The sequence below is a fragment of the Halalkalibacter krulwichiae genome, assembly GCF_002109385.1.
GTDB classification, from domain to species: Bacteria; Bacillota; Bacilli; order Bacillales; family Bacillaceae_D; genus Halalkalibacter; species Halalkalibacter krulwichiae.
In genome coordinates this window covers 433,375-457,385 of sequence record NZ_CP020814.1, presented here as the reverse complement: position 1 = coordinate 457,385, position 24,011 = coordinate 433,375, and the positions used below count along the sequence as shown (strand labels likewise).

The 24,011-nt window shown below is 36.6% G+C and carries 23 protein-coding genes and 2 pseudogenes; 4 read left to right on the top strand and 21 right to left on the bottom strand.

What is annotated here, in order from left to right; genetic code table 11:
- Positions 1-132 precede the first annotated feature (132 nt).
- From BkAM31D_RS02440 to BkAM31D_RS02385, 12 genes and pseudogenes are all read right to left on the bottom strand, one after another.
- Positions 133-1,098 (bottom strand): tRNA dihydrouridine synthase, encoded by a 966-nt coding sequence (locus BkAM31D_RS02440; RefSeq protein WP_066158119.1) that lies wholly within the window; start codon positions 1,096-1,098, stop codon positions 133-135.
- 357 nt (positions 1,099-1,455) lie between these two features.
- Entirely contained in the window at positions 1,456-2,232 is a 777-nt protein-coding gene (locus BkAM31D_RS02435) for a sulfite exporter TauE/SafE family protein (protein WP_066158121.1), read from the bottom strand.
- 54 nt (positions 2,233-2,286) lie between these two features.
- The gene (locus BkAM31D_RS02430; RefSeq protein ID WP_066158124.1) at positions 2,287-2,514 is read right to left on the bottom strand and encodes a sulfurtransferase TusA family protein; all 228 of its coding nucleotides are present in this window, start codon (positions 2,512-2,514) and stop codon (positions 2,287-2,289) included.
- Positions 2,515-2,556: 42 nt separating this feature from the next.
- On the bottom strand, positions 2,557-3,684 hold the full coding sequence (locus BkAM31D_RS02425) for an MBL fold metallo-hydrolase (protein WP_066158126.1): 1,128 nt from the start codon (positions 3,682-3,684) through the stop codon (positions 2,557-2,559).
- A 54-nt stretch (positions 3,685-3,738) separates the two neighbouring features.
- Positions 3,739-4,305 carry a sulfurtransferase TusA family protein gene (locus BkAM31D_RS02420; protein WP_066158129.1) on the bottom strand — a complete coding sequence of 189 codons (567 nt, stop codon included), beginning with the start codon at positions 4,303-4,305 and terminating at the stop codon, positions 3,739-3,741.
- Positions 4,306-4,360: 55 nt separating this feature from the next.
- Positions 4,361-4,645: a rhodanese-like domain-containing protein gene (locus tag BkAM31D_RS02415; RefSeq protein WP_066158132.1), complete on the bottom strand. Its 285-nt coding sequence runs from the start codon at positions 4,643-4,645 to the stop codon at positions 4,361-4,363.
- A 17-nt stretch (positions 4,646-4,662) separates the two neighbouring features.
- On the bottom strand, positions 4,663-4,962 hold the full coding sequence (locus tag BkAM31D_RS02410; RefSeq protein WP_157076883.1) for a rhodanese-like domain-containing protein: 300 nt from the start codon (positions 4,960-4,962) through the stop codon (positions 4,663-4,665).
- A gap of 90 nt (positions 4,963-5,052) precedes the next feature.
- Complete coding sequence (locus tag BkAM31D_RS02405) at positions 5,053-5,532, bottom strand: DsrE/DsrF/DrsH-like family protein (RefSeq protein WP_066158136.1); 480 nt, start codon at positions 5,530-5,532, stop codon at positions 5,053-5,055.
- Positions 5,533-5,724: 192 nt separating this feature from the next.
- On the bottom strand, positions 5,725-5,985 hold the full coding sequence (locus BkAM31D_RS02400; RefSeq protein WP_066158138.1) for a metal-sensitive transcriptional regulator: 261 nt from the start codon (positions 5,983-5,985) through the stop codon (positions 5,725-5,727).
- Between the two features lie 46 nt (positions 5,986-6,031).
- Positions 6,032-6,301: a rhodanese-like domain-containing protein gene (locus BkAM31D_RS02395; RefSeq protein WP_084372390.1), complete on the bottom strand. Its 270-nt coding sequence runs from the start codon at positions 6,299-6,301 to the stop codon at positions 6,032-6,034.
- A gap of 519 nt (positions 6,302-6,820) precedes the next feature.
- A complete protein-coding gene (locus BkAM31D_RS02390; RefSeq protein ID WP_066158140.1) occupies positions 6,821-7,072 on the bottom strand; it encodes a biotin/lipoyl attachment domain-containing protein in 252 nt (83 codons plus the stop codon).
- A 114-nt stretch (positions 7,073-7,186) separates the two neighbouring features.
- Positions 7,187-7,525 (bottom strand): annotated as a pseudogene (locus tag BkAM31D_RS02385) (proline dehydrogenase family protein); the annotation flags it as partial.
- Positions 7,526-7,553: 28 nt separating this feature from the next.
- On the opposite strand from BkAM31D_RS02385, the pseudogene BkAM31D_RS02380 reads away from it, so the two are divergent.
- The 3 genes and pseudogenes from BkAM31D_RS02380 to pruA all read left to right on the top strand — a co-directional run.
- Positions 7,554-8,624 (top strand): annotated as a pseudogene (locus BkAM31D_RS02380) (sigma-54 interaction domain-containing protein); the annotation flags it as partial.
- Positions 8,625-8,930: 306 nt separating this feature from the next.
- A complete protein-coding gene (gene putP / locus BkAM31D_RS02375) occupies positions 8,931-10,457 on the top strand; it encodes a sodium/proline symporter PutP (protein WP_066158143.1) in 1,527 nt (508 codons plus the stop codon).
- 335 nt (positions 10,458-10,792) lie between these two features.
- Positions 10,793-12,424 carry an L-glutamate gamma-semialdehyde dehydrogenase gene (gene pruA / locus BkAM31D_RS02370; protein ID WP_066158145.1) on the top strand — a complete coding sequence of 544 codons (1,632 nt, stop codon included), beginning with the start codon at positions 10,793-10,795 and terminating at the stop codon, positions 12,422-12,424.
- Between the two features lie 262 nt (positions 12,425-12,686).
- On the opposite strand, the gene BkAM31D_RS02365 is transcribed toward pruA, so the two are convergent.
- The 6 genes from BkAM31D_RS02365 to BkAM31D_RS02345 form a co-directional block, all read right to left on the bottom strand.
- Positions 12,687-13,769: a PTS transporter subunit EIIC gene (locus BkAM31D_RS02365; protein WP_257391662.1), complete on the bottom strand. Its 1,083-nt coding sequence runs from the start codon at positions 13,767-13,769 to the stop codon at positions 12,687-12,689.
- A gap of 29 nt (positions 13,770-13,798) precedes the next feature.
- Positions 13,799-14,122 carry a glucose PTS transporter subunit EIIB gene (locus tag BkAM31D_RS24055; protein ID WP_218970367.1) on the bottom strand — a complete coding sequence of 108 codons (324 nt, stop codon included), beginning with the start codon at positions 14,120-14,122 and terminating at the stop codon, positions 13,799-13,801.
- On the bottom strand, positions 14,115-15,806 hold the full coding sequence (locus BkAM31D_RS02360) for a glycoside hydrolase family 13 protein (protein WP_066158149.1): 1,692 nt from the start codon (positions 15,804-15,806) through the stop codon (positions 14,115-14,117). The genes BkAM31D_RS24055 and BkAM31D_RS02360 overlap by 8 nt, the downstream gene beginning before the upstream one ends.
- A 408-nt stretch (positions 15,807-16,214) precedes the next feature.
- The gene (locus BkAM31D_RS02355; protein WP_066158151.1) at positions 16,215-17,207 is read right to left on the bottom strand and encodes a LacI family DNA-binding transcriptional regulator; all 993 of its coding nucleotides are present in this window, start codon (positions 17,205-17,207) and stop codon (positions 16,215-16,217) included.
- Between the two features lie 242 nt (positions 17,208-17,449).
- Positions 17,450-18,043: a metal-independent carbonic anhydrase family protein gene (locus tag BkAM31D_RS02350; protein WP_066158153.1), complete on the bottom strand. Its 594-nt coding sequence runs from the start codon at positions 18,041-18,043 to the stop codon at positions 17,450-17,452.
- A gap of 390 nt (positions 18,044-18,433) precedes the next feature.
- Positions 18,434-19,387, bottom strand: coding sequence for a zinc-binding dehydrogenase (locus BkAM31D_RS02345; RefSeq protein WP_066158155.1), 954 nt, complete (start codon positions 19,385-19,387; stop codon positions 18,434-18,436).
- A 164-nt stretch (positions 19,388-19,551) separates the two neighbouring features.
- Here BkAM31D_RS02345 and BkAM31D_RS02340 point away from each other — a divergent pair, with 164 nt between their 5' ends.
- Complete coding sequence (locus BkAM31D_RS02340; protein WP_084372386.1) at positions 19,552-20,148, top strand: TetR/AcrR family transcriptional regulator; 597 nt, start codon at positions 19,552-19,554, stop codon at positions 20,146-20,148.
- A gap of 621 nt (positions 20,149-20,769) precedes the next feature.
- Here the strand turns inward: BkAM31D_RS02340 and BkAM31D_RS02330 are convergent.
- Genes BkAM31D_RS02330 through BkAM31D_RS02325 form a run of 3 tightly spaced genes read right to left on the bottom strand, consistent with a single transcriptional unit; the run spans position 20,770 to position 23,841 of the window.
- Positions 20,770-23,265, bottom strand: a complete 2,496-nt coding sequence (locus BkAM31D_RS02330) for a type IV secretory system conjugative DNA transfer family protein (RefSeq protein WP_066158162.1) — start codon at positions 23,263-23,265, stop codon at positions 20,770-20,772.
- Positions 23,265-23,408, bottom strand: coding sequence for a hypothetical protein (locus tag BkAM31D_RS23430; RefSeq protein WP_157076879.1), 144 nt, complete (start codon positions 23,406-23,408; stop codon positions 23,265-23,267). Before BkAM31D_RS23430 ends, BkAM31D_RS02330 begins: the two co-directional genes overlap by 1 nt.
- 1 nt (position 23,409) lies before the next feature.
- Positions 23,410-23,841 (bottom strand): hypothetical protein, encoded by a 432-nt coding sequence (locus tag BkAM31D_RS02325; RefSeq protein WP_066158164.1) that lies wholly within the window; start codon positions 23,839-23,841, stop codon positions 23,410-23,412.
- Positions 23,842-24,011 lie beyond the last annotated feature (170 nt).

The following is a 24,011-nucleotide window of genomic DNA, read 5'->3' as shown; positions in this document are numbered from 1 at the left end:
GGTTTTCTTTAATAAAATTACTATTATAAGATTCATAAATAGTTAATTGCAACCAAGAACAAACTAAACCTTTGTTCTATTTCGTTCTCTACATTTCTTGAATTAGAACACTTCTACTGGTTCCCCATTCGATCAAATATTCGTTGCCGCAAAATTATCAAGTAATTCACGCACTTCATCTGTTGACTCTGTTTTCATTAGTTGATTTCTTAATTCACTTGCCCCTCGAAATCCTTTAACATATATCTTAAAAAAGCGATGCAGAGCTTTAAACGGACGTAGCTCTAACCCTGAATATTTATCATGAAGATCCATATGCAATCGTAAAAGATCAAGCAATTCCTTACTACTATGATCTTTCGGCTCTTTTTCAAAAGCAAACGGATTATTGAAAATACCACGACCAATCATAACCCCATCAACCCCATATTGGTGGGCGAGCTTCAATCCAGTTTGACGGTCAAGGATATCGCCATTAATCGTCAAAAGTGTATCTGGTGCTACCTGGTCACGAAGTTCCTTTATCTCCGGAATCAATTCCCAATGGGCATCTACTTTGCTCATTTCCTCTCTTGTCCGCAGATGAATAGAAAGATTAACAATATCTTGTTTCAAAATGTGCGTCAGCCATTCGCGCCATTCATCTACATCCGTGAAACCTAGCCTTGTCTTCACACTTACGGGCAATCCTCCTGCTTTTGCTGCTTGTATTAAATCTGCTGCAACTTCCGGACGACGGATAAGGCCACTTCCCTTCCCCTGCCGTGCCACATTAGGTACAGGACAGCCCATATTTATATCAATACCCTTAAAACCAAGTTTCGCCATACCAATACTCATTTGTCGAAAATTCTCAGGCTTATCTCCCCATATATGGGCTACAATTGGTTGTTCATCCTCTGTAAAAGTCAAACGCCCGCGTACACTTTTGTTTCCCTCTGAGTGACAATAACTCTCACTATTTGCAAACTCTGTAAAAAATACATCGGGTCTCGCTGCCGTGCTTACTACATGACGAAAAACAACATCCGTCACTTCTTCCATTGGTGCCAGTATAAAAAAAGGTCGTGGTAAATCACGCCAAAAGTTATCTTTCATATTTATTTCAGATCCTCTCATTATGGGATACGAGCAAAATCCTTATCCCAAAATTAAAAAGCATAATGTTACTGCTTCTTTTACACTTATACCACGCTTAAGCACTTTTTATCAAACTGATTGGAGATGTTATTTATAACCAAAATATTATCTTCTAATTTCCACCATCAACCAGCATTCCACTGTTCGATGTAAATCGGAAGTACATTGGATTGATATGGGCAACAAGAAAAGGCCCCGACCTTTGAAACTTTTGTAGAAACAATTAGAGGTTAAATACTAATATCAATTATTAATAGAGCTTATAAAACAAACAAATCTTCTATTTGGTTTTAGTAATGACTTTCATAGCTCTCTTTATAATATATCTACCCAAATCTTCACTGCTGTTGCTGCAATCAATACAGCTAATATCACCTGCAAAACCTTGGCATTCATCTTCTTCCCTGCCATTGCCCCTAGTGGAGAGGCTAGTAAACTCGCCACAATCATAATAAAAGCTGGAAAATAATCAATCTGTCCTGTTGTAATCTTTCCGACGGTGGCGCCAATCGATGAGATGAAGGTAATCGCTAATGAAGAAGCGATTGTCATGCGCGTTGGAATTTTTAATACAACAAGCATGATTGGGACCAATAAGAATGCCCCAGCAGCACCGACAATCCCCGCACCAATCCCTACAATTAATGCAAAGCTAGCCGCTAACCATTTATTAAATGTCACTTGATCAAGTGGAACATCATCAATTCCTTTTTTAGGAATAAACATCATCACAGCTGCAATTAATGCTAAAATCCCGTAAATGAGGTTAATTCCACCTTCCGACATTAGTTTTGATCCATAACCACCTACAAAGCTACCAATTAGAATCGCTGATCCCATATAAATTATTAACGTCTTATTTAAGTATCCACCTTTGCGGTAAGCCCAGACACCACCAATTGTCGCAAAGAACACTTGAATGGCACTAATACCTGAAACCTCATGCGCACTAAAAGCAGCTAAACCAAACAATGGTGGAATATATAACAGCATGGGATATTTAATAATTGATCCGCCAATTCCTAACATTCCTGAAATATAAGACCCTATGAAACCAATCAGAAAGATTGTCATAATAAAAGCAAAATCCATTAAAACTACCTCCTTTTAAAGGAAAAGAGGGAACCAAACCGGTTCCCATAATTATTAGCCTTTTTTGATCCAGAATTTTAATACGCCATCTTCCTCCGTATCTGATAGTAACTCATGACCACCAGACTTCGCCCATGCTGCTAAGTCATTTTTGGCCCCTATATCAGTTGCATGAATTTCAAGCACTTGGCCTGATTCAAGTTCTGTCATAGCTTTCTTTGTTCTAACGATTGGCATTGGACATGCTAATCCTTTTGCATCTAATACTTTATCTGAATTCACAATGAAACCTCCATTTATTTTTTAAAATTTTATTAATACTCGTTATCTAACCGCACAACGGTTTGGTCCAATTTCCATTTCACGTTGTTTTTCTTCATTTGGAGTGATTTTCCCCATATTCGTTTCACGGATTTCTTGATATGCGTTCGGTTGTGGTGGTAAGTTTTCCGTTACCAATGATCTAAATTCATTCTCATCTTCAATACTTAAACCATGGTTTTCGGCAAAGAGTGTTCCTAGTTTGCGAGCAACACTTCCATCTTCATTTAACTCTTCGATGATCATAAAGTGAGCCGGTAAAACAATCAACTCTTCTGATAGTTCTCTATAACGTTTATAAAGCGACTCACGTAAATCTCCTACCCAATCTTCAGCCAGTCCTGCTAGGTCAGGTCTTCCAATGGAATCAATGAAAAGAATATCTCCGGATAATAGGTATTTTTCATCGATCACAAATGAAGTCGAGCCGATTGTGTGACCAGGTGAGTATAGAGCATGGATGTTGATCGTTGAGTTCCCGATTTGTACGTCATTTCCGCCTTCAAGTGCTGCATATTCAAACACTACTTCACCAGCATCTTTTGGAGGTAACCAGTACGTTGCACCAGTTGCTTCCGCAATTTTTCTTCCACCTGAGATGTGGTCAGCATGCAAGTGTGTATCAAATACGTGTGTGATTCTTGCATTGATTTCTTTAACAAAGTTCACATACACATCTGCCATACGTGTCGCATCGATTATGGCTACTTCTCCATTGGAAACAACCATATAAGATAGACAGCCTTTCCCTAGACGAACGAATTGATACAACTCCCCACCGTCTTTCAACTCGCCTACTTTTACTGGTTCTAGGTACTCACTCCAAGCCTTCATACCTCCCTCTAAATAAGCTACGTCTAACCCTTCATCAGAAAGCATCTCTGCTACCATCATAGAAGAACCTTCTTTCGCACACACAACTACTACTTCTTTATCTGCTGGAATTCTATCGATGATCTCTTCTACGCCATCTAATAGTTCAAAGTAAGGAATATTGAAGTAATCAAAGTTAGCTCCTTCAATCTTCCAATCAGCGAAATCTCCTTCATTCCGAACATCTAGAATAAACAGCTCTTTCTTTTCGATTACTTTTCTTGCTACTTCTTTTGAATTCATTGCTTTTACAGACATCTTATATACCCCAGTGGTATAATTTTAATTAAAAAAATTTGTTCACTTGTTTATTTATCTGTTTGTTTCATCCTTCCACTCACTCATGCCTGGCACAACATTCATGACACGCGTAAATCCTGCTTCTGTTAACTTTTGTGCAGCTAAATCACTGCGGCTTCCAGTTCGACACACAACATAAATATCTGCATCCTCGCTTAGTTCATTTAAACGATTCTCAAGTTCACCGAGTGGAATCGATTTCGCCCCAGGAATATGATTGAAGGTATATTCAGCTGATTCACGCACATCCAACACTAGAATATCTTCATTGCGAGCTACCTTCGCTTGAAGTTCCTCGTTGTTTACAACATGTGGGTGTTTCTTCTCTTCTTTTTCTTCCCCAGTCGCCTTACGCAGATAATGTTTTAACACTTCATCCTCTTCAAGCGTTCCTAAATATTGATGTCCAGTGCTCTGTGCCCATGCCTTAATATCAGCAGTTGATCCTTTATCCGTTGCCTGAACTTCTAATACTTTTCCTGGTTCAAGGTCATTCATCGCTTTTTTTGTACGAACGATTGGCATTGGACATGCTAATCCTTTTGCATCTACTAGTTGATCATATTTAATAGTTTTCATATATAATTCCTCCTCAATTCCATACCTATATAGGTATGTTCTGCTTTAAAAATTTTTATTGTACGTTACCTTCCCAGTTCATCATGCCTCCAACCATATTGGTCGCATGATACCCATGACTCGAAAGAAACTCAGTGACTCTTCTACTTCTAGCACCAGAGCGACAAACGATAATATATTCTTTCGTTTTGTCTATTTCATGTAGACGAAACTCCAGTAGACCAAGTGGGATATTTACACTGCCTGGTATGTGTACTGATGCTACCTCATCTGTTTCACGAACATCGATAATATTTGCATTAACGAGACGTTCTACTTCTTTTGGGGTAATTTCTTTCATAACTGCTCCTCCTAACGTTAGTTCCAAGCGCTCATACCGCCTTTTACGTTTGTAATTTTTTGAAAACCTATTTTTCTTAATTGTTTCGTAGCCTTATTGCTACGCATTCCACTCTGACAAATGACTACAACTTCTTTCTCCTTGGATAACTGTTTTGCTTTCTGAGAAAGTTCATGGAGTGGAATGTTCTTAAAAGTGTTAATCTTATTTCGAGAAAACTCACCAGATGTTCTTACATCAATAAATTGAACATTACTTCTCTTCAACTCTTTTCTCAGGTCACTCGTTGAAATTTGCCTTACACCTTTAACAGGCATAAACTTATTGACTAAAAAGAATGCTAGTAAAATGACAATACTTATATTGATTAATAAGTCCAATTTTTGTACCCCCTTGGGTAGAAGCTATTAAATAAATAGGTTCACATTTCCTTCCTCAGCGTCAGCTAGATATGCCGCAACACCAGCGTACTCTATACCATCAATCAATTCTTCTTTTTGAAGTCCCAATAGATCCATAGTCATCGTACAAGCAACTAACTTCACACCTTGTTCTTGTGCTATTTCTACTAAATCAGGTAATGGCATTGCATTATGCTTCTTCATAACATGCTTAATCATTTTAGGTCCCATTCCAGCAAAGTTCATATTAGAAAGTCCCATGTTATCAACGCCTCGTGGCATCATTTTCGCAAACATTTTTTCTAAGAATCCTTTTTTTACTGGCACGTGTTGATCTTTTCTAAAAGCGTTTAATCCCCAAAATGTTGAGAAGATCGTTACTTCATGGTCATAAGCTGCAGCACCGTTTGCGATAATAAATGCTGCCATTGCTTTATCATAATCACCACTAAATAAGATGATCGTTGTTTTCTTTTTGTCTGTCATATTGTCCACTCCTTTGTATTTTCTTTCAACTAATACCAGTACGGGTATATAACTTTACAAAAAAATAGGTAGCTTACCCTTTTTTAATCCAGAACTTCAATACACTATTACATTATGAATAATTTTAAGTTTGATTAAACCTATAGGGGTATATTAATTGATAATTTTAACGCTGTCAATCCATTTTCATGATTATCTGCTTTTCACTAATAAATTCACAGCTTCTTGAATCATCGCTTCAGTATCTTCACCCTTTACTATTTGCTCACGGACACAATGCTCCAAGTTAGAACTTACAACTAAACCAATGGTTCGGTCTAACGCATTTCTTGCGGCTGACATTTGAACAACAAGATCCTTACAGTCTTGCCCTTCTTCCATCATTCTAAGAATGGCTCTAACTTGCCCTTCTACGCGTTTTACTCTATTTTTCATTTTGCCATTGTACTCCATAGTTTTCCCTCCAATTAAGATAGTCGTCATATAAGCATCTTTGAAGTTATTTTATAACCTCTCCTTCCCATGTAAGCATTCCACCCTTTACATTAACTAAGTCTTGATAACCAAGATCCTTTAATATATTTGCAGCTTGAAAACTTCTGTTACCACTGCGGCAGATAATTACTATTGTATCACCTTTAGGAATGAGATCAGTATGCTCGCCCAGTGTACTTAAAGGAATATTAACCATTCCATCTATATGCCCTTCAATATATTCATTGGACTCACGAACATCGATAAAGAAATAATTTCCATGTTGCTCAGTCATTAATTCACCCAATTGTTCTGTGCTAATTTCATCTACCCCTACATAAGCAAGAATTTATATCCAAACAATGAAACTAATATGGTTAAAGAAATTAGAATAAGCCAAAACTTCTTTATCAATAATCTGCCCCCCTCGTTGTTTATATCCATACTATATACCCTACTAGGTATATAGTCAAGTCTAATTCTAAAGATTATTTTTAGCTGTTTTTACTATGTCCCTTTAAGATATAACCTGAAGACTCTGAAGAGACCACTAAAAAAGAGGCTTACCTTTTTAGTGGTCAATGTTTCTATTAAATGCTTTTATCAATAGCAGACATCAATCTTTTTCAATGTAGTTCCTATTCGTTCAGTATAGTATAAGAGTTTGATAAGACAAGGGAAGGCTATTCAGGATGATTATCGAACAATAGATGTTGAAGATTTGAAAGACTTTTGTTTCGATCTATTCAATTTTCTATTATTTTTTATTCTATTAATTATTGTATTGATTTGTTATTTAAGGCGGCTTCTAATGTTAATCACATCCACTTGGTTGATCATCTTCTCTTAGGATCGCTAACGTCATATCATGTATTACTCTATCACCCGGCTTCACATTCAGAGATATAATTTCCCCACATACTCCCATCTCCACCCTTTTCAGTACCCCCTCATTCGTCCTTAGTTGGAATAAAGGTTCCCACTCATATACATAGTCCCCTTCATTCACGAATATTCGATCAATCGTCCCATTAGAAATACTTGCGACTGCACAGTAACTATTCACAAATAACTCCTCCTTATATCCATTCGCCAAATTTTTAAATTTATCCAACCATATAGGCTGCTAACCGATAATTGACTTTTTAGATCAGCTGCTTCTTCTAAGCATTCTGGCTGTCTATTTTGAAAGAAAACCTCTTATTGCAAATGCGACATTTTGCGGACGTTCAGCCATACGTCTCATAAAATATCCAAACCAATCCTGCCCAAAGGGTACATAAACACGCACCGTGTACCCTTTTTTTGCTAACTCTTGTTGTAAATCAGTCCTAAAGCCGTAAAGCATCTGAAATTCAAATTGATTATTTTCGATTTGATTCTCTTTTACAAACGTTATTACTTTTTCAATAATTTGATGATCATGTGATGCAATCGCTGTATAACTCCCACTTAATAAATGGTCCTTAATAATGTTGAAATAATTTTCATCAATTTTGACTTTGTCCTGAAAAGATACTCCTGTCTATGTTGATAAAGAAGTTGTTGGCGGCATTTCAATTGAAAGAGATATTACAGAGATGGTTAGATTAAATGATGAGTTGTCTTCAACGACAGCCTATTTACATGATTTAGAAAGCACTAATCAAAGCCAACAAAACCTTTCTCCTTTTACTAAAATTAAAGGAAGAAGCCCTGTTTTAAAAGACGCTATTAATCTAGCAAATAAAGTATCCAAAACAGATGCCCCGGTATTAATTACTGGAGAAAGCGGGGTAGGAAAGGAATTGTTCGCTGAAGGAATTCATAATGCCGGAAAACGATCTAACCATCCCTTTGTTGCGATAAACTGTGGTGCTATCCCTACCGCTCTATTTGAAAGCGAGCTTTTCGGGTATGAACAAGGAGCCTTTACCGGAGCGATAAAAGGAGGTAAAAAGGGGAAATTTGATGCTGCAAAAGGAGGTACAATCTTCCTTGATGAAATTGGCGAAATGCCTCTTGAATTACAAGTTAAATTATTACGTGTATTACAAGAAAAGCATTATTATCGCGTTAGTGGAAATGAAGCCATTCCAACCGATGTACGGATAATTGCTGCTACTAATCGAGATCTAGAAAAGATGATCGATGAGGGGAGTTTTCGAGAGGATTTATATTACCGTTTAAATGTCATTTCAATATCTATTCCTCCGTTACGAGATCGTATTGAAGACATTCCTGAGTTGATCCAATTATTCTTAAAGGAATTCTCTCTTAAATACACGATGCCGATCCCAAGAATTGATCCAGAAGTTATGTATACCTTCCTTCAACACCCATGGCAAGGAAATATCAGGCAGCTTCGTAATATGATAGAACGCATGATCATTTTAGCAAGCGATAACGAAGTGATGAAGCCCCATCATCTTCCTAAGAATTTTGTTAAGGAGAATAATCCTCCTACTCTTAACATTCATTTCGAAGAAATAAAGAAACGTAACGGACAAGGTGAAGATGAGATTCAGTATGCATTACAAAAAACGTTTGGAAATAAAGCAGCCGCAGCGAAGTTATTAGGTATTTCAAGAGCCACTTTATATAACAAGCTTAAAAAATATGATTTAAAACTAGATTAGGTGGAAACGGCCAGTTTTCACCTTTTTCATTTGTGTCAATTTTTCTAAACAGTTTAGACATTTCTTAAAACACTTTTGTCTATGTTATGCACCGATTATTGTAAAACCCCTTTTTTTATTATTGGCATAATTATTGCAAGTAAAAGGGAAACACCCTTAGCTAAGAAAACGTTTTCAAAGGAAGGAGAGTATACTGATGGATTATAGCCTTTCGGTTGCCACATGGCTTTGGATCATTATTCCATTTGCAGGAATTATCGGTCTATCTATCTTAACAATTATTTTTGAAAAGGAGTGAAGAGTTGAATGAATACAGCCACTATTATTACATTTATAGTTTACTTAATTGGAATGTTAGGTATTGGTTTATGGACCTACAGAAAAACAAATACTATTTCCGATTATTTCTTAGGGGGAAGAAGCTTAAATAGTTGGGTCGCAGCCATGAGTGCACAGGCTTCTGATATGAGTGGTTGGCTGCTATTAGGACTTCCTGGTGCTATATATGTATCAGGCTTAAACGGAATGTGGATTGCTATCGGATTAGCAGTTGGTACCTATTTAAATTGGCAGTTCGTTGCAAAACGATTACGAAAATACACTGAAGTTGTAAATTCCATTACTATACCAGATTATTTTGAAAATAGATTCAAAGATTCGACTAAGACTTTACGTGTTATTTCTGCGGTAACGATTATTGTCTTCTTTTTATTTTATGCCTCCTCTGGTATGGTTGCAGGAGCTGTCTTGTTTGAGCAAGCTTTTGGTATTGACTATGACTTGGCATTATTTATAGGAGCAATCGTCATTGTTTCTTATACCTTTTTAGGTGGTTTTTTAGCTGTAAGTTTAACTGATTTTGTTCAAGGAATTTTAATGTTATGTGCTTTAATATTTGTGCCTGCTTTAATTCTTGTTTCACTCGGAGGATTAACAGGACTATGGAACAGCATCGGACAAGTCAACGTTGATTTACTCGATATTATGAAATCTGTTGGAATTGAAGATAGCACATGGACAACTAACGTAACTTCATTTAGTATGGTTGGAACCATTTCATTACTAGCATGGGGACTTGGATACTTTGGTCAACCTCATATACTTACTCGATTTATGAGTATTAGAAGTGTTGCTGAAATTCCGAAGGCTAGGCTGATTGCTGTTATCTGGGTTGTCCTCTCCCTTATTGGTGCAGGATTTGTAGGACTCGTTGCAATCACACAATTCAATGTGCCATTAGAAAACCCTGAAAGTGTATTTATACTCCTTGTACAAAACTTGTTTAATCCATGGATAGCAGGTATCTTACTCGCTGCCATTCTAGCAGCCATTATGAGTACAATTGATTCACAATTATTAGTTTCCTCAAGTGCAGTCGCTGAAGATTTTTATAAACAAATTTTCAGAAAAAATGCTAGTGAAAAAGAACTTCTATGGGTCAGTCGAGGTTCAGTTATTTTCATTTCAATTCTTGCTGTTATATTAGCTAAAAGCGGAGGAAATGTATTAGAGCTTGTCTCTTATGCATGGGCTGGTTTTGGAGCAGCCTTTGGCCCAGTTATTATCCTCTCTCTATTCTGGAGACGAATGACGAAAAATGGAGCTCTTGCTGGTATACTTTCTGGTGCTTTAACTGTTATATTATGGGGAAATATTAATGTATTAAATAACACAGGCCTATATGAACTTGTTCCTGGATTCATCCTAGCTTCAATTGCCATTATTATCGTTAGTCTTATTGATAAAGATCCGTCCTTTGAAATTAAAGAGGAATTTAATCTAGCCGTTAGCCAACCTGGTAAGCAACAACATGAGCATAACAAATCTTTATAGGAAAATAAACAAAGAAACAAGCTATGTTTTAGCTCTTTCCACATAAATTACGAGGTAGATAGACTGTGATTCCCTCACGTCCGTCTACCTTTTTTTGATTGTTTCGTGAACCTTTTGCAGTCAGCAAAACTGTCGTTTCGACTATTTTTTAGACAAAAGTGTAAAAGTTCAACACTTTTGTAAACTAATTGTACAATAATACATCTCAGTAATTTTGATAAAATGGTGTTTTAAAAAGATTTTAGAGAAATTATGCCTTTTTTATTTTTTGGCACAATTATTGCATTGTTTATAGGTGTATACAAGATAAACTAATCAGGAAGGAATGTGAAAGTATGAGTAACGGAATTTTCAAAATACCAACACCTAAAAACGAACCTGGCAATACATATGCTCCTGGTACAAAAGAAAGAGAAACATTAAAGGCAGAATTAAAACGCCAATCTAATAACGTAGTCGATATCCCTATAATTATTAATGGAGAAAATATTAAGACAGATACAGTGAAACAAGTGGTTATGCCTCATGATCATCAACATGTATTGGCCAATTTTTCACAGGCTGGGGAAAAAGAATTGAGAGAGGCTGTAGAAGCAGCAATGGCCGCAAAAGAATCATGGGCAAATATGCCATGGGAACACCGTGCATCCATTTTCTTAAAAGCTGCTGATTTAATCTCTGGTCCATACCGTGACGTAATCAATGCTGCAACGATGCTAGGTCAATCCAAAACAGCATTCCAAACTGAAATTGATGCCGCACAGGAATTAGCAGATTTCTTACGTTTTGGCGTTGATTATGCTAATCAAATTTATCAAATTCAACCGGATAGCGCGAAAAATATTTGGAATCGTCTACAATACCGACCATTAGATGGGTTTGTGTTGGCTATTTCTCCATTTAACTTCACAGCAATTGGTGGTAATTTACCTTCAGCTCCTGCAATAATGGGAAATGTAGTTGTTTGGAAACCCGCAACAACCGCATTACTATCAAACTACTACTTTATGCGCATTTTAGAAGAAGCAGGACTACCAAAAGGTGTAATCAACTTTGTACCTTCACGCGGTTCACAAGTTTCGGAGGTAGTATTAACAGATCCTCGTATGTCTGGATTCCATTTTACTGGATCAACAAATACGTTCCAAACTATTTGGAAAGCAGTAGGAGAAAACATTAGAAACTATAAATCATACCCTCGCTTGGTTGGAGAAACTGGCGGAAAAGACTTTGTATTTGCTCACGAAACCGCCCAAGCAGACAAGGTAGTAGCTGGCCTAGTTCGTGGTGCGTTTGAATACCAAGGTCAAAAATGTTCAGCAGCCTCTCGCGCTTACATCCCTGCAAGTTTGTGGGAAGAAGTAAAAGCTGGTGTAATAGAAGAAACTGCTAAGCTTAAAGTAGGGGATATCCAAGATTTCACAAACTTCATGGGTGCAGTAATTGATAAACCTGCTTTTGATTCAATCACAAGCTACATCGATTATGCTGCAACTTCTGAAGACGCCGAAATTATTGTTGGTGGTACTTATGATGATTCTGTTGGCTATTTCGTTCAACCGACAATCATCGTGACAACAAATCCAAACTTCAAAACAATGGTAGAAGAAATTTTCGGACCAGTATTAACGATTTATGTATATGAAAATGATAAATTAGAAGAAACATTGACTGCAGTAGATACAGCGTCCATGTATGCATTAACAGGCGCGATCTTTGCACAAGATCGCCAAGCAATAATGCACTTAGAAAGCCGCTTATCCGGCGCAGCTGGAAATTTCTATATCAATGACAAACCGACCGGCGCAGTCATTAATCAACAACCATTTGGTGGTTCTCGTGGTTCTGGCACAAACGATAAAGCAGGTTCTGTATTTAACATGATTCGCTGGACTAGTCCTCGTATTATCAAAGAAAACTTTGCCCCAACTACAGAGATTGCATATCCATTTATGGATGCAGAATAATTTTATAATGAAAAAGAGGAGCAGGTTTAACTCCCTCTCCCCTATCCTACAAGTATGACAGCGACACCTTCCAAATGGTTTGGGTGGTGATCGCGGATAGTATGCAGTATTAGTGTTTACTCTTATACTATAATACGACCCGACCCGTTTATTAGATGTAACGTTAATAAGATCAATCTTGATATAAAGTTTCAGTATCCATACAAAATGACAAAAGACGAGTTGAAATTCCAACTCGTCTTTAACAAACAGATTTTAGATATTAAACCGCATTCCTAACTTTCACCTCATCCTCTTCAACCATTACCTCTTTTGGAACAGCAAATAAATAAGTAATGATAAATGCAGCAACAAAAATGATTACGGATACAACTAAGTAAGCAAGCAGTTGACTCCAATCATAAATGTACATTAAAGGAGAAAGAACGACTGCTAAACCATACGAATTCGCTTGAACATTTAATAAAGAGAGAATAGCACCCCCTACAGCGGAACAAGCAATCATAACATAAAGCGGCTTCGTACTATACCTCATCACGACACCAAACAAAGCTGGTTCACTAACACCAAGTAACTGTGTAGCTGTCGCACTCGCTCCTGTAACCTTTACTGTACTTTTTTTCGCTTTCACTGTAATCCCTAAACATGTACCAGCATTAGCAAAGCCGTACATCGCACATAAAGTAATTAAAGGGTTAAATCCAGTATTAGCAAGCATAGTCGTTTCAATCATAATAAATAAATGGTGCATCCCCGTCATAACCGCTAACGGGTAAATAAAGCCAATTAATAACCCTCCAATACCAAGAGGAATATCTATAAGCTGGGTTACAACTGTTACTAACCCCGCTTCTACAAAATGTAATAACGGCCCTAAAATAAGTAAGCCAGTAATCATCATAGAAAGCAAAACAAAGAACGGAGTAAAGATTAAATCTAATGCGTTTGGCATGATCGCACGTAACTTTTTCTCTAATTTCGCTCCAAGGAACCCAACAACAAGTGCTGTTAACACACTACCTTGATACCCAACAATCGGGATGAAACCAAAAGCAATAATAGGTTCTACCCCACTGTTAATGTCTGCTACTGCATAGGCATTTGGTAGTGCCGGAGAAACTAGCATTAATCCAAGTACAAAACCAATAACAGGCATACCTCCAAATTTTCTAAAGGCAGACCAACAGATTAAAGCTGGTAAAAAAGCAAAGGCTGTATCTGTTAGAACAGATATTAGTGTTAATAGGTATTCAGGAATATCATTTATACTCTTTCCGATTAAACCTAAGAACGCATCACTTGTCAAAACACCTTTTAAACCAAGGAATAAACCCGTTGCAGCAATAATCGGGATGATCGGAATAAAGATATCAGCTAACGTTCGAACTGCCCTTCTGATTCCCTTTTCCTTATTAGAAGACGATGACTCTTGCTCCTCCTCTTCATCTGGTCTCCCCCTCTTAGAGCAGAATAGACTTTATTAACTGTTCCAGTACCTAAAATGACCTGATATTGACCTGCATTATAAAATACCCCTTTTACTTCATCAATTTTTTCAATGGCCTCATCATTAATCGTTTTCCGATCTTTCACTGAGAATCGTAGTCTTGTCGCACAATGAACATACGATTCAATATTATCTTCACCGATGACTTGAATCAGTTCTTTTCCTATACGTTCGTATTTATTTTCACTCATTATAACCCGCTTCTTTCTTTTGGAGTATTAGTGCTTGGTAAGGTTTTAATGAACTTATTTGTTCAGATAGGGTCTCGTAATTGTTTAATAGAACATTAAAATTGCTATGTTCTAATTCAACTTTTTGATCCTCAGACGAAAAGTTGAAATAGCAAACAACTTCTTCATTCCGATACTTTCGTTTATAGGCAACAATCGTCGGATGATCTTCTAAAATAGGTTCAATTTCTCCATAAATTAAGCATTCACTTGCCTCGCTCGACTGTCTAACTTGAATCATTTCTTTATAAAACTGCAAAATTGAATTCGGATCTTGCTTTTGTTGTTCCACATTGATCGTTGTGTAATTCTCGTTCATTCCTAACCAAGGCTTAACTTCTGAGAACCCACCAAATTGCTTATTATTCCAATGAAATGGCGTTCTAGAATTATCACGGCTTCGTAAATTAATAAAATGAAGCGCTTCTTCTTCACTAAAGCCTTCTTTCATAGAACGATAATATTGATCGATGCTAGAGATGTCATCAAACTCTTCAATATTTTTCCGTTCAAAGTTTGTCATGCCAATTTCCTGACCTTGGTAGATAAAAGGTGTTCCCCGAAGAAAGAAAAACATTGCCCCTAGCATGGTCGCTGAATAAAAGTTTCGATTCTCCTCTTCTTTTATATACTTACTGATCGATCTGTTCTGATCATGATTCTCTAAAAAGTTCGCTCCCCAACCAGCTTTTTGGATTTCCTTTTGACTCGTAAAGATTAATTTCTTTAAGTCTAGGACATTCCAATCAATTCTTCTAAACCACTCACTTCCAGAAGCAACATCAAGATCTGCATATCTAAAATCAAAAATCATTGAGAAGTAGCCATTGTCGCCAATGTAATCCCCGTATTGTTCATAAGGTACCCCAGGAGCTTCACCAATCGTTACACAATTATATTTAGAAAATGTCTCGTCATTTAACTCATGTAAAAATTCTTCAATACCTGGCTGATTACGGGCCTTCTTCGTACATTTGACAAGCCCATCTACTCCATCAGGACGAAGATTATCATAGTTTTGATCTTTCTTAATAAACGTTATTGCATCTACTCTAAAACCAGCAATTCCTTTTTCGAGCCAGTAATTCACCATTTTATATAACTCTTCTCTTACTTCTTTATTTTCCCAGTTTAAATCAGGTTGCTTCACATCAAATGAATGGAAATAGTACTCATCTGTATTTGGCAAAGGCTCCCATACGCTTCCCCCAAAAACCGAGCGCCAATTAGTAGGGGGTTGACCATTTTCTCCTGTTTTTAAAATATAATAGTCTCTATACTGACTTGTATTCGGGTTCTGAAGTAAATCTTGGAACCATGGATGTTCATCTGACGTATGGTTGATAACAAGATCAAGGACAACTTTTATTCCTTTTACTTTTGCCTTTTCGATCAACTCATCTAGATCGCTCATTTCTCCAAACTCCGGGTTTAATTGATAATAATCAGAGATATCGTAACCATTATCGGCCATAGGCGATTTATAAATCGGACAAATCCATACCATCGTAATTCCCAACGACTGTAAATAATCTAGTTTTTGCGTAATTCCTTTAATATCCCCTATTCCATCATTATTTGAATCATAGAAACTTTTCGGATAAATTTGATAGATTACTTCTTTTTGCCACCATTTCTTTTCCATGTTGTTTCCTCCATAAGATAAGTTCTAGTTGTGGTATCGGTTCCATATTGACCCCAAAAAAACATATAGTGATTTAAATACTAATTAATCCAGCATTACCCTTTTCATTCATAATAAATAGGATAAAATCAACCAATGATATGTATATGGTATCGGTTCCATATGCAATTAAAAAAATATCTTGTTTTGACTATTGATTGATACTTTTAAAACCCCTTTTGGTTATGGAACCGATTTCTGTTTTTATTATACTTTTCATTTTCAAAATCTGTCAACGCTTTCTTGTACATTGCTACATTCCAAAAATATACAAGCGACTCAAACAAATACTCATTACTACACTTTTTGCCGAGATTCTCTCTAACAAAAGGAAGCAATCCATAAGTTCAATTATGGATTGCTTACACATTACGTCGATTGTCGTACAATTAATTCTATTGGAAGCTCATAATTTTTGATCTCCATTTCTGGATTCTCGAGCATTTGAATCATAGTTTCTATTGATTTTTCCCCCATTTGATCAACAGGTTGGCGAATGGTCGTTAATTTAGGATCTACTATCTCTGCAATTGGTTGATCATCAAACCCAATAACAGCTAGATCATTAGGAATCGTTAAACCATGATCTTTTGCTTCCAGGATAATTCCACCCGCCACTTCATCACTCCCTGTAAAAATAGCAGTGGGGCGGTCTTTCATCTCTAAAATTTGTCTTAGTACGTGTTTGCCGTCTTCAATCGTATGTTGATCAATAAAAATCCATTTTGGATCAATCTTAATTCCAGCTTCACTTAGTGCTCTTTGAAACCCCTGATTGCGATCTTTCCCTTTTCCTTCTTCATCAAATAATCCACCGGTACAGTAGGCTATTTTTTGATGCCCCCGTTCAATTAAATGATTGGCCCCTGTATAAGCCCCTTTTGATTGATCTAGGCGAATCATCGGAACTTCTTTTTGATTTACGTAATCATTACATAACATAATAGGCCCATACTCATTATATGATTCTATAACCGCCCAATCATTTTCAATTGAAGTCATAATAATTCCGTCTACTTGCTTTGTTTTTAATAAATCTAAAAATGCTAATTCTTTTTGTTTATCTTCATAACTTTGACAAATCAACACTTGATAACCCTTTTTATAGGCAGCTTGCTCAATAGAATTTATTAAATGTGCAAAGAATGGATTCACAATTCGAGGGACAATAACGCCTAATGTCGTTGTTAACTGACCTCTCAGCCTTCTTGCGGAAGGGTTCGGTGTATATCCAAGCTCTTTCATAGCCTTTAGTACTAGCTCTCTCTTCTTTTCTGAAACATAAGGATGATTATTTATCACACGGGAAACCGTCGTCTTCGATAATCCCGATAATTTTGCAACATCTGATATGGTAGCCACTTAACGATCACTCCATTGTTCAAATACATGAAATCAATTTCATATTAATAGTTTACTTAGCCTAAAAACATATTGCAATGGATGGAGTGACATTTATATAAAACAGAAAAGAACTCCACTAACATGCATCAGACTTGCACTAAATCCTCTGTACTAGGTATAACCAAAAAGAGGGGCAGGTTACCCCCCACTCCTCTACGCTATTTTTAAAACTAACACTTAATATAAACAGAGAAAACTAATTAAGGACTATACGGGTAATGAGAGCCGTGAAGGACAATTTTCAGATCGCCATCATTATTTCTTGTATGAGCGAAATTGTATTCTACCTCGACAGGTTCTCCCCCATTAGCTGGTGTAAAATAGTAAACACCCATACTTACAGCCTTATTTCCTTCAATTATAACTCCTTCATTTTCCCACTGTACATCTGTCCAAGGTGCAATAGCAAAGCCGTTATCCTCGGGGTATGCCTCATTTCCTCCTATAAAATAAGACAATGCGCCTTCAAAGGTATCGCGGAAACGTTTTTCACTAGCTAAAGTAGGTTTGAAAAGAACATTGCCTATGTCATAACCATAGAAACGCTCGATATGCTCAGATGCAGCGGCTTCATAGTCGCCACCTTCGCTGTGTACTTCTCCGATATGAACAATTCCTTCTCCCCAACTTTGCTGAAATTCCAGAACTTCCTTCTCTGTGATGTCACGGATAACTTCTTCTTCCTCTGCTTCTACCACCACTGATACAGTAGAAGAATCTGTTGAACATGCAACTAACATTGTAGCTAAAGATACCGCACCCACTACACTTCCAATTCGTTTCAATCTCTTCATAATTATAACTCCTAACTAAAAAAATATATTATTTTCCTATAAATGGAATTATAATTACTTTACAGTTAACCGTCACTAAAATTAACAAAAACGTAATTTTTTTTGGTTCATATTACCTTTAACAAAGGTTTTTTAAATGAAGAAAGTGAAAATCTTAAAAATTAACTAGGGAAAATTTCGTCATTTTCGGATATTACAATTTAACTGAAATAAAACAAGCTGGGACATAACTAGCTTCGAGTAGAGCGATTGAAGAATTTGGGTGAAATCAAATTTACTTTCTTGTTTGTTATGATATTATTTTTAGATTTTTGTGCTAAAAGTATAAAAGCCTGTGAAATTTCAAGACAAAAATCACAGGCTTTATCATTATAGAGGATAGTTTTATATTTATTCAAATACAGCTACTAAGCGTCCCTTTACTTCATGATTTTTCAGTTTTTCTATACCTTTGTCGATTTCTTCAAATGGGATTGTGATTAAATTTGGGCTCATTCTTCCAGTAGCGAAACAATCATATACACCTTTCAGATCTTCTACTGACCCACCATTACTTCCTAATAGCTTAATTTCTTTCGTAATCATTAAATACGTGTTGATATTTGATTCTAATTTACCCATACCAACTATGACAACTGTTCCTTGAACTTTTACAGCTTCTAGTGCATCAGAAGTTGTTTGTCCAAAGCCAGCAAAGTCAACAATAACATCACATTCAGCTTCTTTCATATCTAAAATAGTATCGTAAACTTTTGTAGCCCCTAATTCTTCAGCAAGTTTTCGAGCTTCTGGAGATACATCTGTAGCGTATACTTCGCACCCTTTAATCAATGCCATTTGTAGAGCAAATTGACCAAGTCCACCGATACCGATAATTCCTAATTTTGTACCTTCTTTTGCTTGTCCAATACTGAAAAGAGCACGATACGCTGTGATTCCTGCGTCTGTTGAAGCTGCTCCCTCCATAAATGAAACGCTTTCAGGGATAATTACACATTGGTGAGCAGGAACTCGAACTTTTTCTGCATATCCACCGTCATAGTTGTACCCAGCAGTTATTTTCGTTGCTCGATCCATTGGGTTAGCCCCAACGCGATCTCCAACTTTAATACCTTCAACACCTTCACCCACTTCAATAACAACCCCAGCAAACTCATGTCCCATAATAACAGGACCATTTGGGAAAAGTGGCATCCAACCTGGATCTTGTAATGCTGCAACGTCTGAATGACATAGACCAGCAGCTTTCACGTCTATCACAACGTGACCTGGAATCGCTTTTGGAACTTCTTTTTCAATCAATTCTAGTGGTTTATTTGTACCTGAAAATAGCCAACCTCTCATACTATCTCCTCCAAATTGTTCAAATCTTATATTTTGTAACTTCCTAATAAATCTAGCTACACTTATAGTTTACTAGGTTTCTCTTTCTGTAAACCATCCTTAATATTTGCTATAATGTTGAGGAAACCAACACTTTCATCAAATCTGTCTAATAGGAGAGGAATATGATGAAATCCAACTCCAAACAAGCGATGCAGACAAAGAATTTCTTAAAAAAGGCATTTATTGAAATCGTACATAAAAAGGGATATAGTGCTGTTACGGTGAAGGACATCGTTGATTATGCGCAATATAATCGAACAACCTATTATGTGTATTATCAAAACATAAATGAGCTTGTTGAAGAGTTAATGAATGAAATGTTTGAAGCCATTCAGTATTACAGCACGTCAAAATACCAAAGTGATAGTCGGGTAAAAGTAGAAGAGTTAACAACAAACTCGTTCGATTTGTTGTATTATATTTACGATCACCGTGATTACTTTACATTATTACTTTTAGAAGATACTTTGCCAAACATTCACCAGCAACTGCCTGAAGCGATATTTAATTTATTGAAAAATAAATTCGATATTCAATACGACGTATCTTCTGTTGATGATTACCACCAAAAGCGTTATATGGCATATGGTACGGCAGGATTAATTATGGACTGGATTGCGCAGGGTTTTGATGTGACACCCGGTGAAATGACAGATCGCCTCATACGTATTTTAAATACCTTTGCAAGAGGGTTTGTTATAAAGGAAATCGACGCTTAACACTTTAAAAATATGTATTCTCATATGTTGCATGAATAGATTGGAGATACACACCTTAACAAGCAAAAAAGAACGAATTCCACCAATATCGGAACTCGTTCTTTTAATAAAATTTGATACCCCAACCACGGGACCGCTTCGCAATGTCCCGATTGTATGTGGCAACACTTTGGGTGCTGGTAAGCTTTTAAATAGTCCCCTTATCATTTATCTTCTCATTGAGTTAGAGGTTAGTTGCCTTCTATTAAAAAAAGTTGCGAGACGCACTCAACGTGCGTTGTTTCGAGAAGGCTTTGAGACTAGTTTCTTCTATATTAATTTAATGGAATGTAATGAAGGTTAAAAAGCCGATAATATAAAGTAGTGTAAACCAACGCAATCTATTTTATATTACTGTGTGGTCATTTTGTGGTATCGTGGTCAATCTCTCCACACATTCTTACTCATCCAATTGATATATACCTCATGAATGGTTCTAGTGTCATTAAATATGTTGTTAACCATATCATACTCAATAAGCCTTTTTATATAATCCGAAAAATCGTATTGAAGCGCGTGGTTCAGAAGTTTTTCATCGTCGTAATTAAATCTCACCATTTTCCGCTTCATACCCTCATCCCCTTATGCTTTTTTACTCTTTGATTTCGGCTTTTCTTCTCCGTCTTCCTCTTTCGTATACATAGCCATTTCTCTTTCTTTAATTGACTGCCGCACAATTGTAATAGGTGTACCATACTTTATGGCGTGCTGCCCCTTTAGATCACTATTGTCATACATTTCTTGCCGATCTTTGGCTGGCGGTAGCATTTTCACGAATAGAGGCGTTAACTGCTTTCCATTGATATATGGCAAAAATATAGATTCGTATTTTTCTGTTTTCATTGCTACATCTATATCTATTGGCTTCAACTGATCTGCTAAGTCCTTATAGACACTAAAGTTTGTGTTTTTAAATAAGAAGAAGTTCATTGCTGCAGTTTGCATGTTATCCCATAGAGACTTTGGAAGCTTAGCTGGATGATGAAAAGCAAATAATAGTCCTAACCTATACTTAGGGCATTCTAATAGCATATCCTCCATTGTTTGAGTAAGTGCTTTACTGTCATATTGGTGCGGTTCATTGAAGACCATAAATGTACAAGTATCATTCTGAAGCATCTTCTTAATTCTGAATACCTTAAGTGTCAATATGTTCATCAGCACTCTTGCTCCAAACTCACCGACTCCTCCTGTCTTTCTCATTCTAATAAGAACAACCTTATTCTCTTCAATAAATTTCTTCAAATTAAATCTGGCTGACGGTTTCTGAGCAAACATGTTCTTTACTATCCCAATTCCTAATAAGTCATCTATTCTTGATAAAACAGCGCCTTTCACATTTGCTGGTACAGTTACATCTATATATTCGTTTTTCACCTGCATAGCAAGTAGTTCATCAGTACTTAATAACTGGTTATAAACCTCTTTAGCGTAACTATCTGATTTCAGAAAACAAAACATGTTGTACAAATTACATCTGCAAGCTTTAGCGATTAATCTCGTTAAGGATTTTGAAGCGTAGTGTTCTTCCAGATCAAGGATCCTGACTAAATCACTAGCGATTTCATCAACACCACCTTCGCCGATCAGCTCGATCAAGTCATCAAATCCAAGATAAATAGGATAATTCGTATCGCATAAATCAACATCTATAAGTTTATCTTTAGGAATAGCATCCCTTAATGTATCGGCCATTCCTCTGTCATTGCCTTTTTCATCAATTACATCCGGCACAATCGCTCCACAACCAAACTTAGCTGCTTCAATCAGGAAGTTGCATTGAGATGTATCTTTCCCTGTTCGCGGCGCTCCCATAAATACATAAGTTTTCATGAAATCGTCTAACGCTTGCTTGGTTTTATTAAAGGGCAAAGTGATAGGATAGTTTTCATCACCAACTTTTGAATGACCAATCCTTAAACCGCTTTTTGACAGCAGACTCTTGTGAACGGTTGTTTCTTCCCTTTCGTTTACATCTAGTTCAAAGTCCTTTTGAAGGGTACGTTGTGGTATCTTAATAAAGTTCTTTATTTCGCGATGCGTTAAGATAAATCTGTTTGTAAATTTGTAAGGAACAGTAATTTTCCTTTTCAATACCTTCTTATTTAACCAGGCATCAAATTTCTTCTTATGAACCTTCTTTTCAATAAGCTTATTATCATCATCCAATTGTTTTAGTGATAAGATATACCCTCTTGCAACAGTTTCAAGCCTGCTTTTATCGGCAGTGTTTACAATTAATCTTAAACAACAATCAAAGCCAGCAAATCCTAGCTTCAATTTTGACTTGTCGGTGGGTTTTGAACCTTTCCTATTGTTCTTAATTTCGGCCTCAGCATCTTTCCACCAATCACTCTCGCAAGACTTAAAGCCAAACTGGATAATCACCTTTTCTCCTTTCAATAAAGTTTTACTAAGCTCTAAGAATTCCCTCAAAGGCTTCTCGGTATATTGTTGATTCACCATATCAAGCGCAAGTCCTGAAGATCTTTGCAATGAAAACTCATATCCAATGGTATTTTCTGAGTGAACACCTTTGTAAATCTTATCTTCTTTCACTCGATAAATAGGAGACTTAAACCACGTAAAATCAACTTGTTGCTTTGTGTATTCTGCTAAATTCTCCGAAGTGGTGATATATTGATTAAATGCCTTATTTGTAATTTCTGTTTCAAAAAACACCTTATCCTGTTCAGGTAAGTGAACCCCTTCTTCATCCCATTTAATTCTGGATAATTGTTGCGCTAGTTGTCTGTAATTATTTGCGTATGCATCAATAAACAGATTCACTTTATCGTTTTTTGTGCTTGGTACTGGCTGAATACGATATGTGACATTTTTAGGCTCGGCTATTTTAAATCCTATCTTCTCGTTTCCGAACTCTTTCAATGTTTCGATTGTCTGCTTCATTTTAGGTTGATATATTGTTACATCTTGGTTTATTTGTTTAACTTGATACCCTTCTGTTTTTATTGGATAATTCATTTTTATGACAGCGGGTAATCTTTCTTTATATTGTTTTATAGGCTTCTCAATCGGCTTACATAATTTTTTTCTAGGAGTTACAACAACCTTCATCACATCAACCCCTTTAATGTCGCTAAATATTTCATTATTAGAGTTGGCTCTATAGCTTCAACTGCATAGAAAACACCTAAAACCCAACCGAAAAATGAACCTACTAAGATACCAACCACAACACCACCGACGAACCTGACCATATCAACCACTCACCTTAACTGAGTTTTCTAGTTGGAAATTATTAAAGACATTCTCTAAGGCTCCATTAAGCATTGTGCCAATTATTGATACTAGCATGATTGCCGCAGGGACCAAGAAACACCCTCCTACAATAATCGATGACGTAACGATCATTTGCACACCTAATCGTTTTTTAAACACCATTGTAATCAATCCAGCAAAAATGGCAATTGCACCTATAATCATAGCGACGTCTTGGAATACACCAAAGAGAGGTTTGAACTCCGACCATAAGCTGGTTGTCTTTGTTGATGCCATAGCTGGCGATGTCATTAATGCTGCCGATGTCGTCCAAAGCGTGATAGCTAACCTTTGTAGATTCTTAGGCTTAATCTTAACACTATCGAAACTCCCGTCCATAAAGTCACTAAAGGTAATTACCTCTGCTCTCACCTCGATCACCCCTTATCTAAGTTTTTTGTTTCTCTTCGCGTGTTTATTTACATACCATTTAAATCCAAACCCTACCCAAATAGTCCATGTGAAAAGTACACCGATAAAGAATAACCATGATGCTGTCATAAAATAAAACACCCTTTCGTGTATAATTTTATACGTTTTGA

What these genes read in the sequence shown, in the direction of transcription:
- BkAM31D_RS02330 (WP_066158162.1), bottom strand. Translation starts at nt 23,265, where the DNA reads ATGAAGGTTGTTGTAACTCCTAGAAAAAAATTATGTAAGCCGATTGAG.
- BkAM31D_RS02405 (WP_066158136.1), bottom strand. Translation starts at nt 5,532, where the DNA reads ATGACAGACAAAAAGAAAACAACGATCATCTTATTTAGTGGTGATTAT.
- BkAM31D_RS02360 (WP_066158149.1), bottom strand. Translation starts at nt 15,806, where the DNA reads ATGGAAAAGAAATGGTGGCAAAAAGAAGTAATCTATCAAATTTATCCG.
- BkAM31D_RS02350 (WP_066158153.1), bottom strand. Translation starts at nt 18,043, where the DNA reads ATGAAGAGATTGAAACGAATTGGAAGTGTAGTGGGTGCGGTATCTTTA.
- BkAM31D_RS23430 (WP_157076879.1), bottom strand. Translation starts at nt 23,408, where the DNA reads ATGGTCAGGTTCGTCGGTGGTGTTGTGGTTGGTATCTTAGTAGGTTCA.
- BkAM31D_RS02420 (WP_066158129.1), bottom strand. Translation starts at nt 4,305, where the DNA reads ATGAAAACTATTAAATATGATCAACTAGTAGATGCAAAAGGATTAGCA.
- BkAM31D_RS02340 (WP_084372386.1), top strand. Translation starts at nt 19,552, where the DNA reads ATGATGAAATCCAACTCCAAACAAGCGATGCAGACAAAGAATTTCTTA.
- pruA (WP_066158145.1), top strand. Translation starts at nt 10,793, where the DNA reads ATGAGTAACGGAATTTTCAAAATACCAACACCTAAAAACGAACCTGGC.
- putP (WP_066158143.1), top strand. Translation starts at nt 8,931, where the DNA reads ATGAATACAGCCACTATTATTACATTTATAGTTTACTTAATTGGAATG.
- BkAM31D_RS02410 (WP_157076883.1), bottom strand. Translation starts at nt 4,962, where the DNA reads ATGCCTGTTAAAGGTGTAAGGCAAATTTCAACGAGTGACCTGAGAAAA.
- BkAM31D_RS02395 (WP_084372390.1), bottom strand. Translation starts at nt 6,301, where the DNA reads ATGACTGAGCAACATGGAAATTATTTCTTTATCGATGTTCGTGAGTCC.
- BkAM31D_RS02400 (WP_066158138.1), bottom strand. Translation starts at nt 5,985, where the DNA reads ATGGAGTACAATGGCAAAATGAAAAATAGAGTAAAACGCGTAGAAGGG.
- BkAM31D_RS02415 (WP_066158132.1), bottom strand. Translation starts at nt 4,645, where the DNA reads ATGAAAGAAATTACCCCAAAAGAAGTAGAACGTCTCGTTAATGCAAAT.
- BkAM31D_RS02425 (WP_066158126.1), bottom strand. Translation starts at nt 3,684, where the DNA reads ATGTCTGTAAAAGCAATGAATTCAAAAGAAGTAGCAAGAAAAGTAATC.
- BkAM31D_RS02435 (WP_066158121.1), bottom strand. Translation starts at nt 2,232, where the DNA reads ATGGATTTTGCTTTTATTATGACAATCTTTCTGATTGGTTTCATAGGG.
- BkAM31D_RS02440 (WP_066158119.1), bottom strand. Translation starts at nt 1,098, where the DNA reads ATGAAAGATAACTTTTGGCGTGATTTACCACGACCTTTTTTTATACTG.
- BkAM31D_RS02345 (WP_066158155.1), bottom strand. Translation starts at nt 19,387, where the DNA reads ATGAGAGGTTGGCTATTTTCAGGTACAAATAAACCACTAGAATTGATT.
- BkAM31D_RS24055 (WP_218970367.1), bottom strand. Translation starts at nt 14,122, where the DNA reads ATGAGTGAAAATAAATACGAACGTATAGGAAAAGAACTGATTCAAGTC.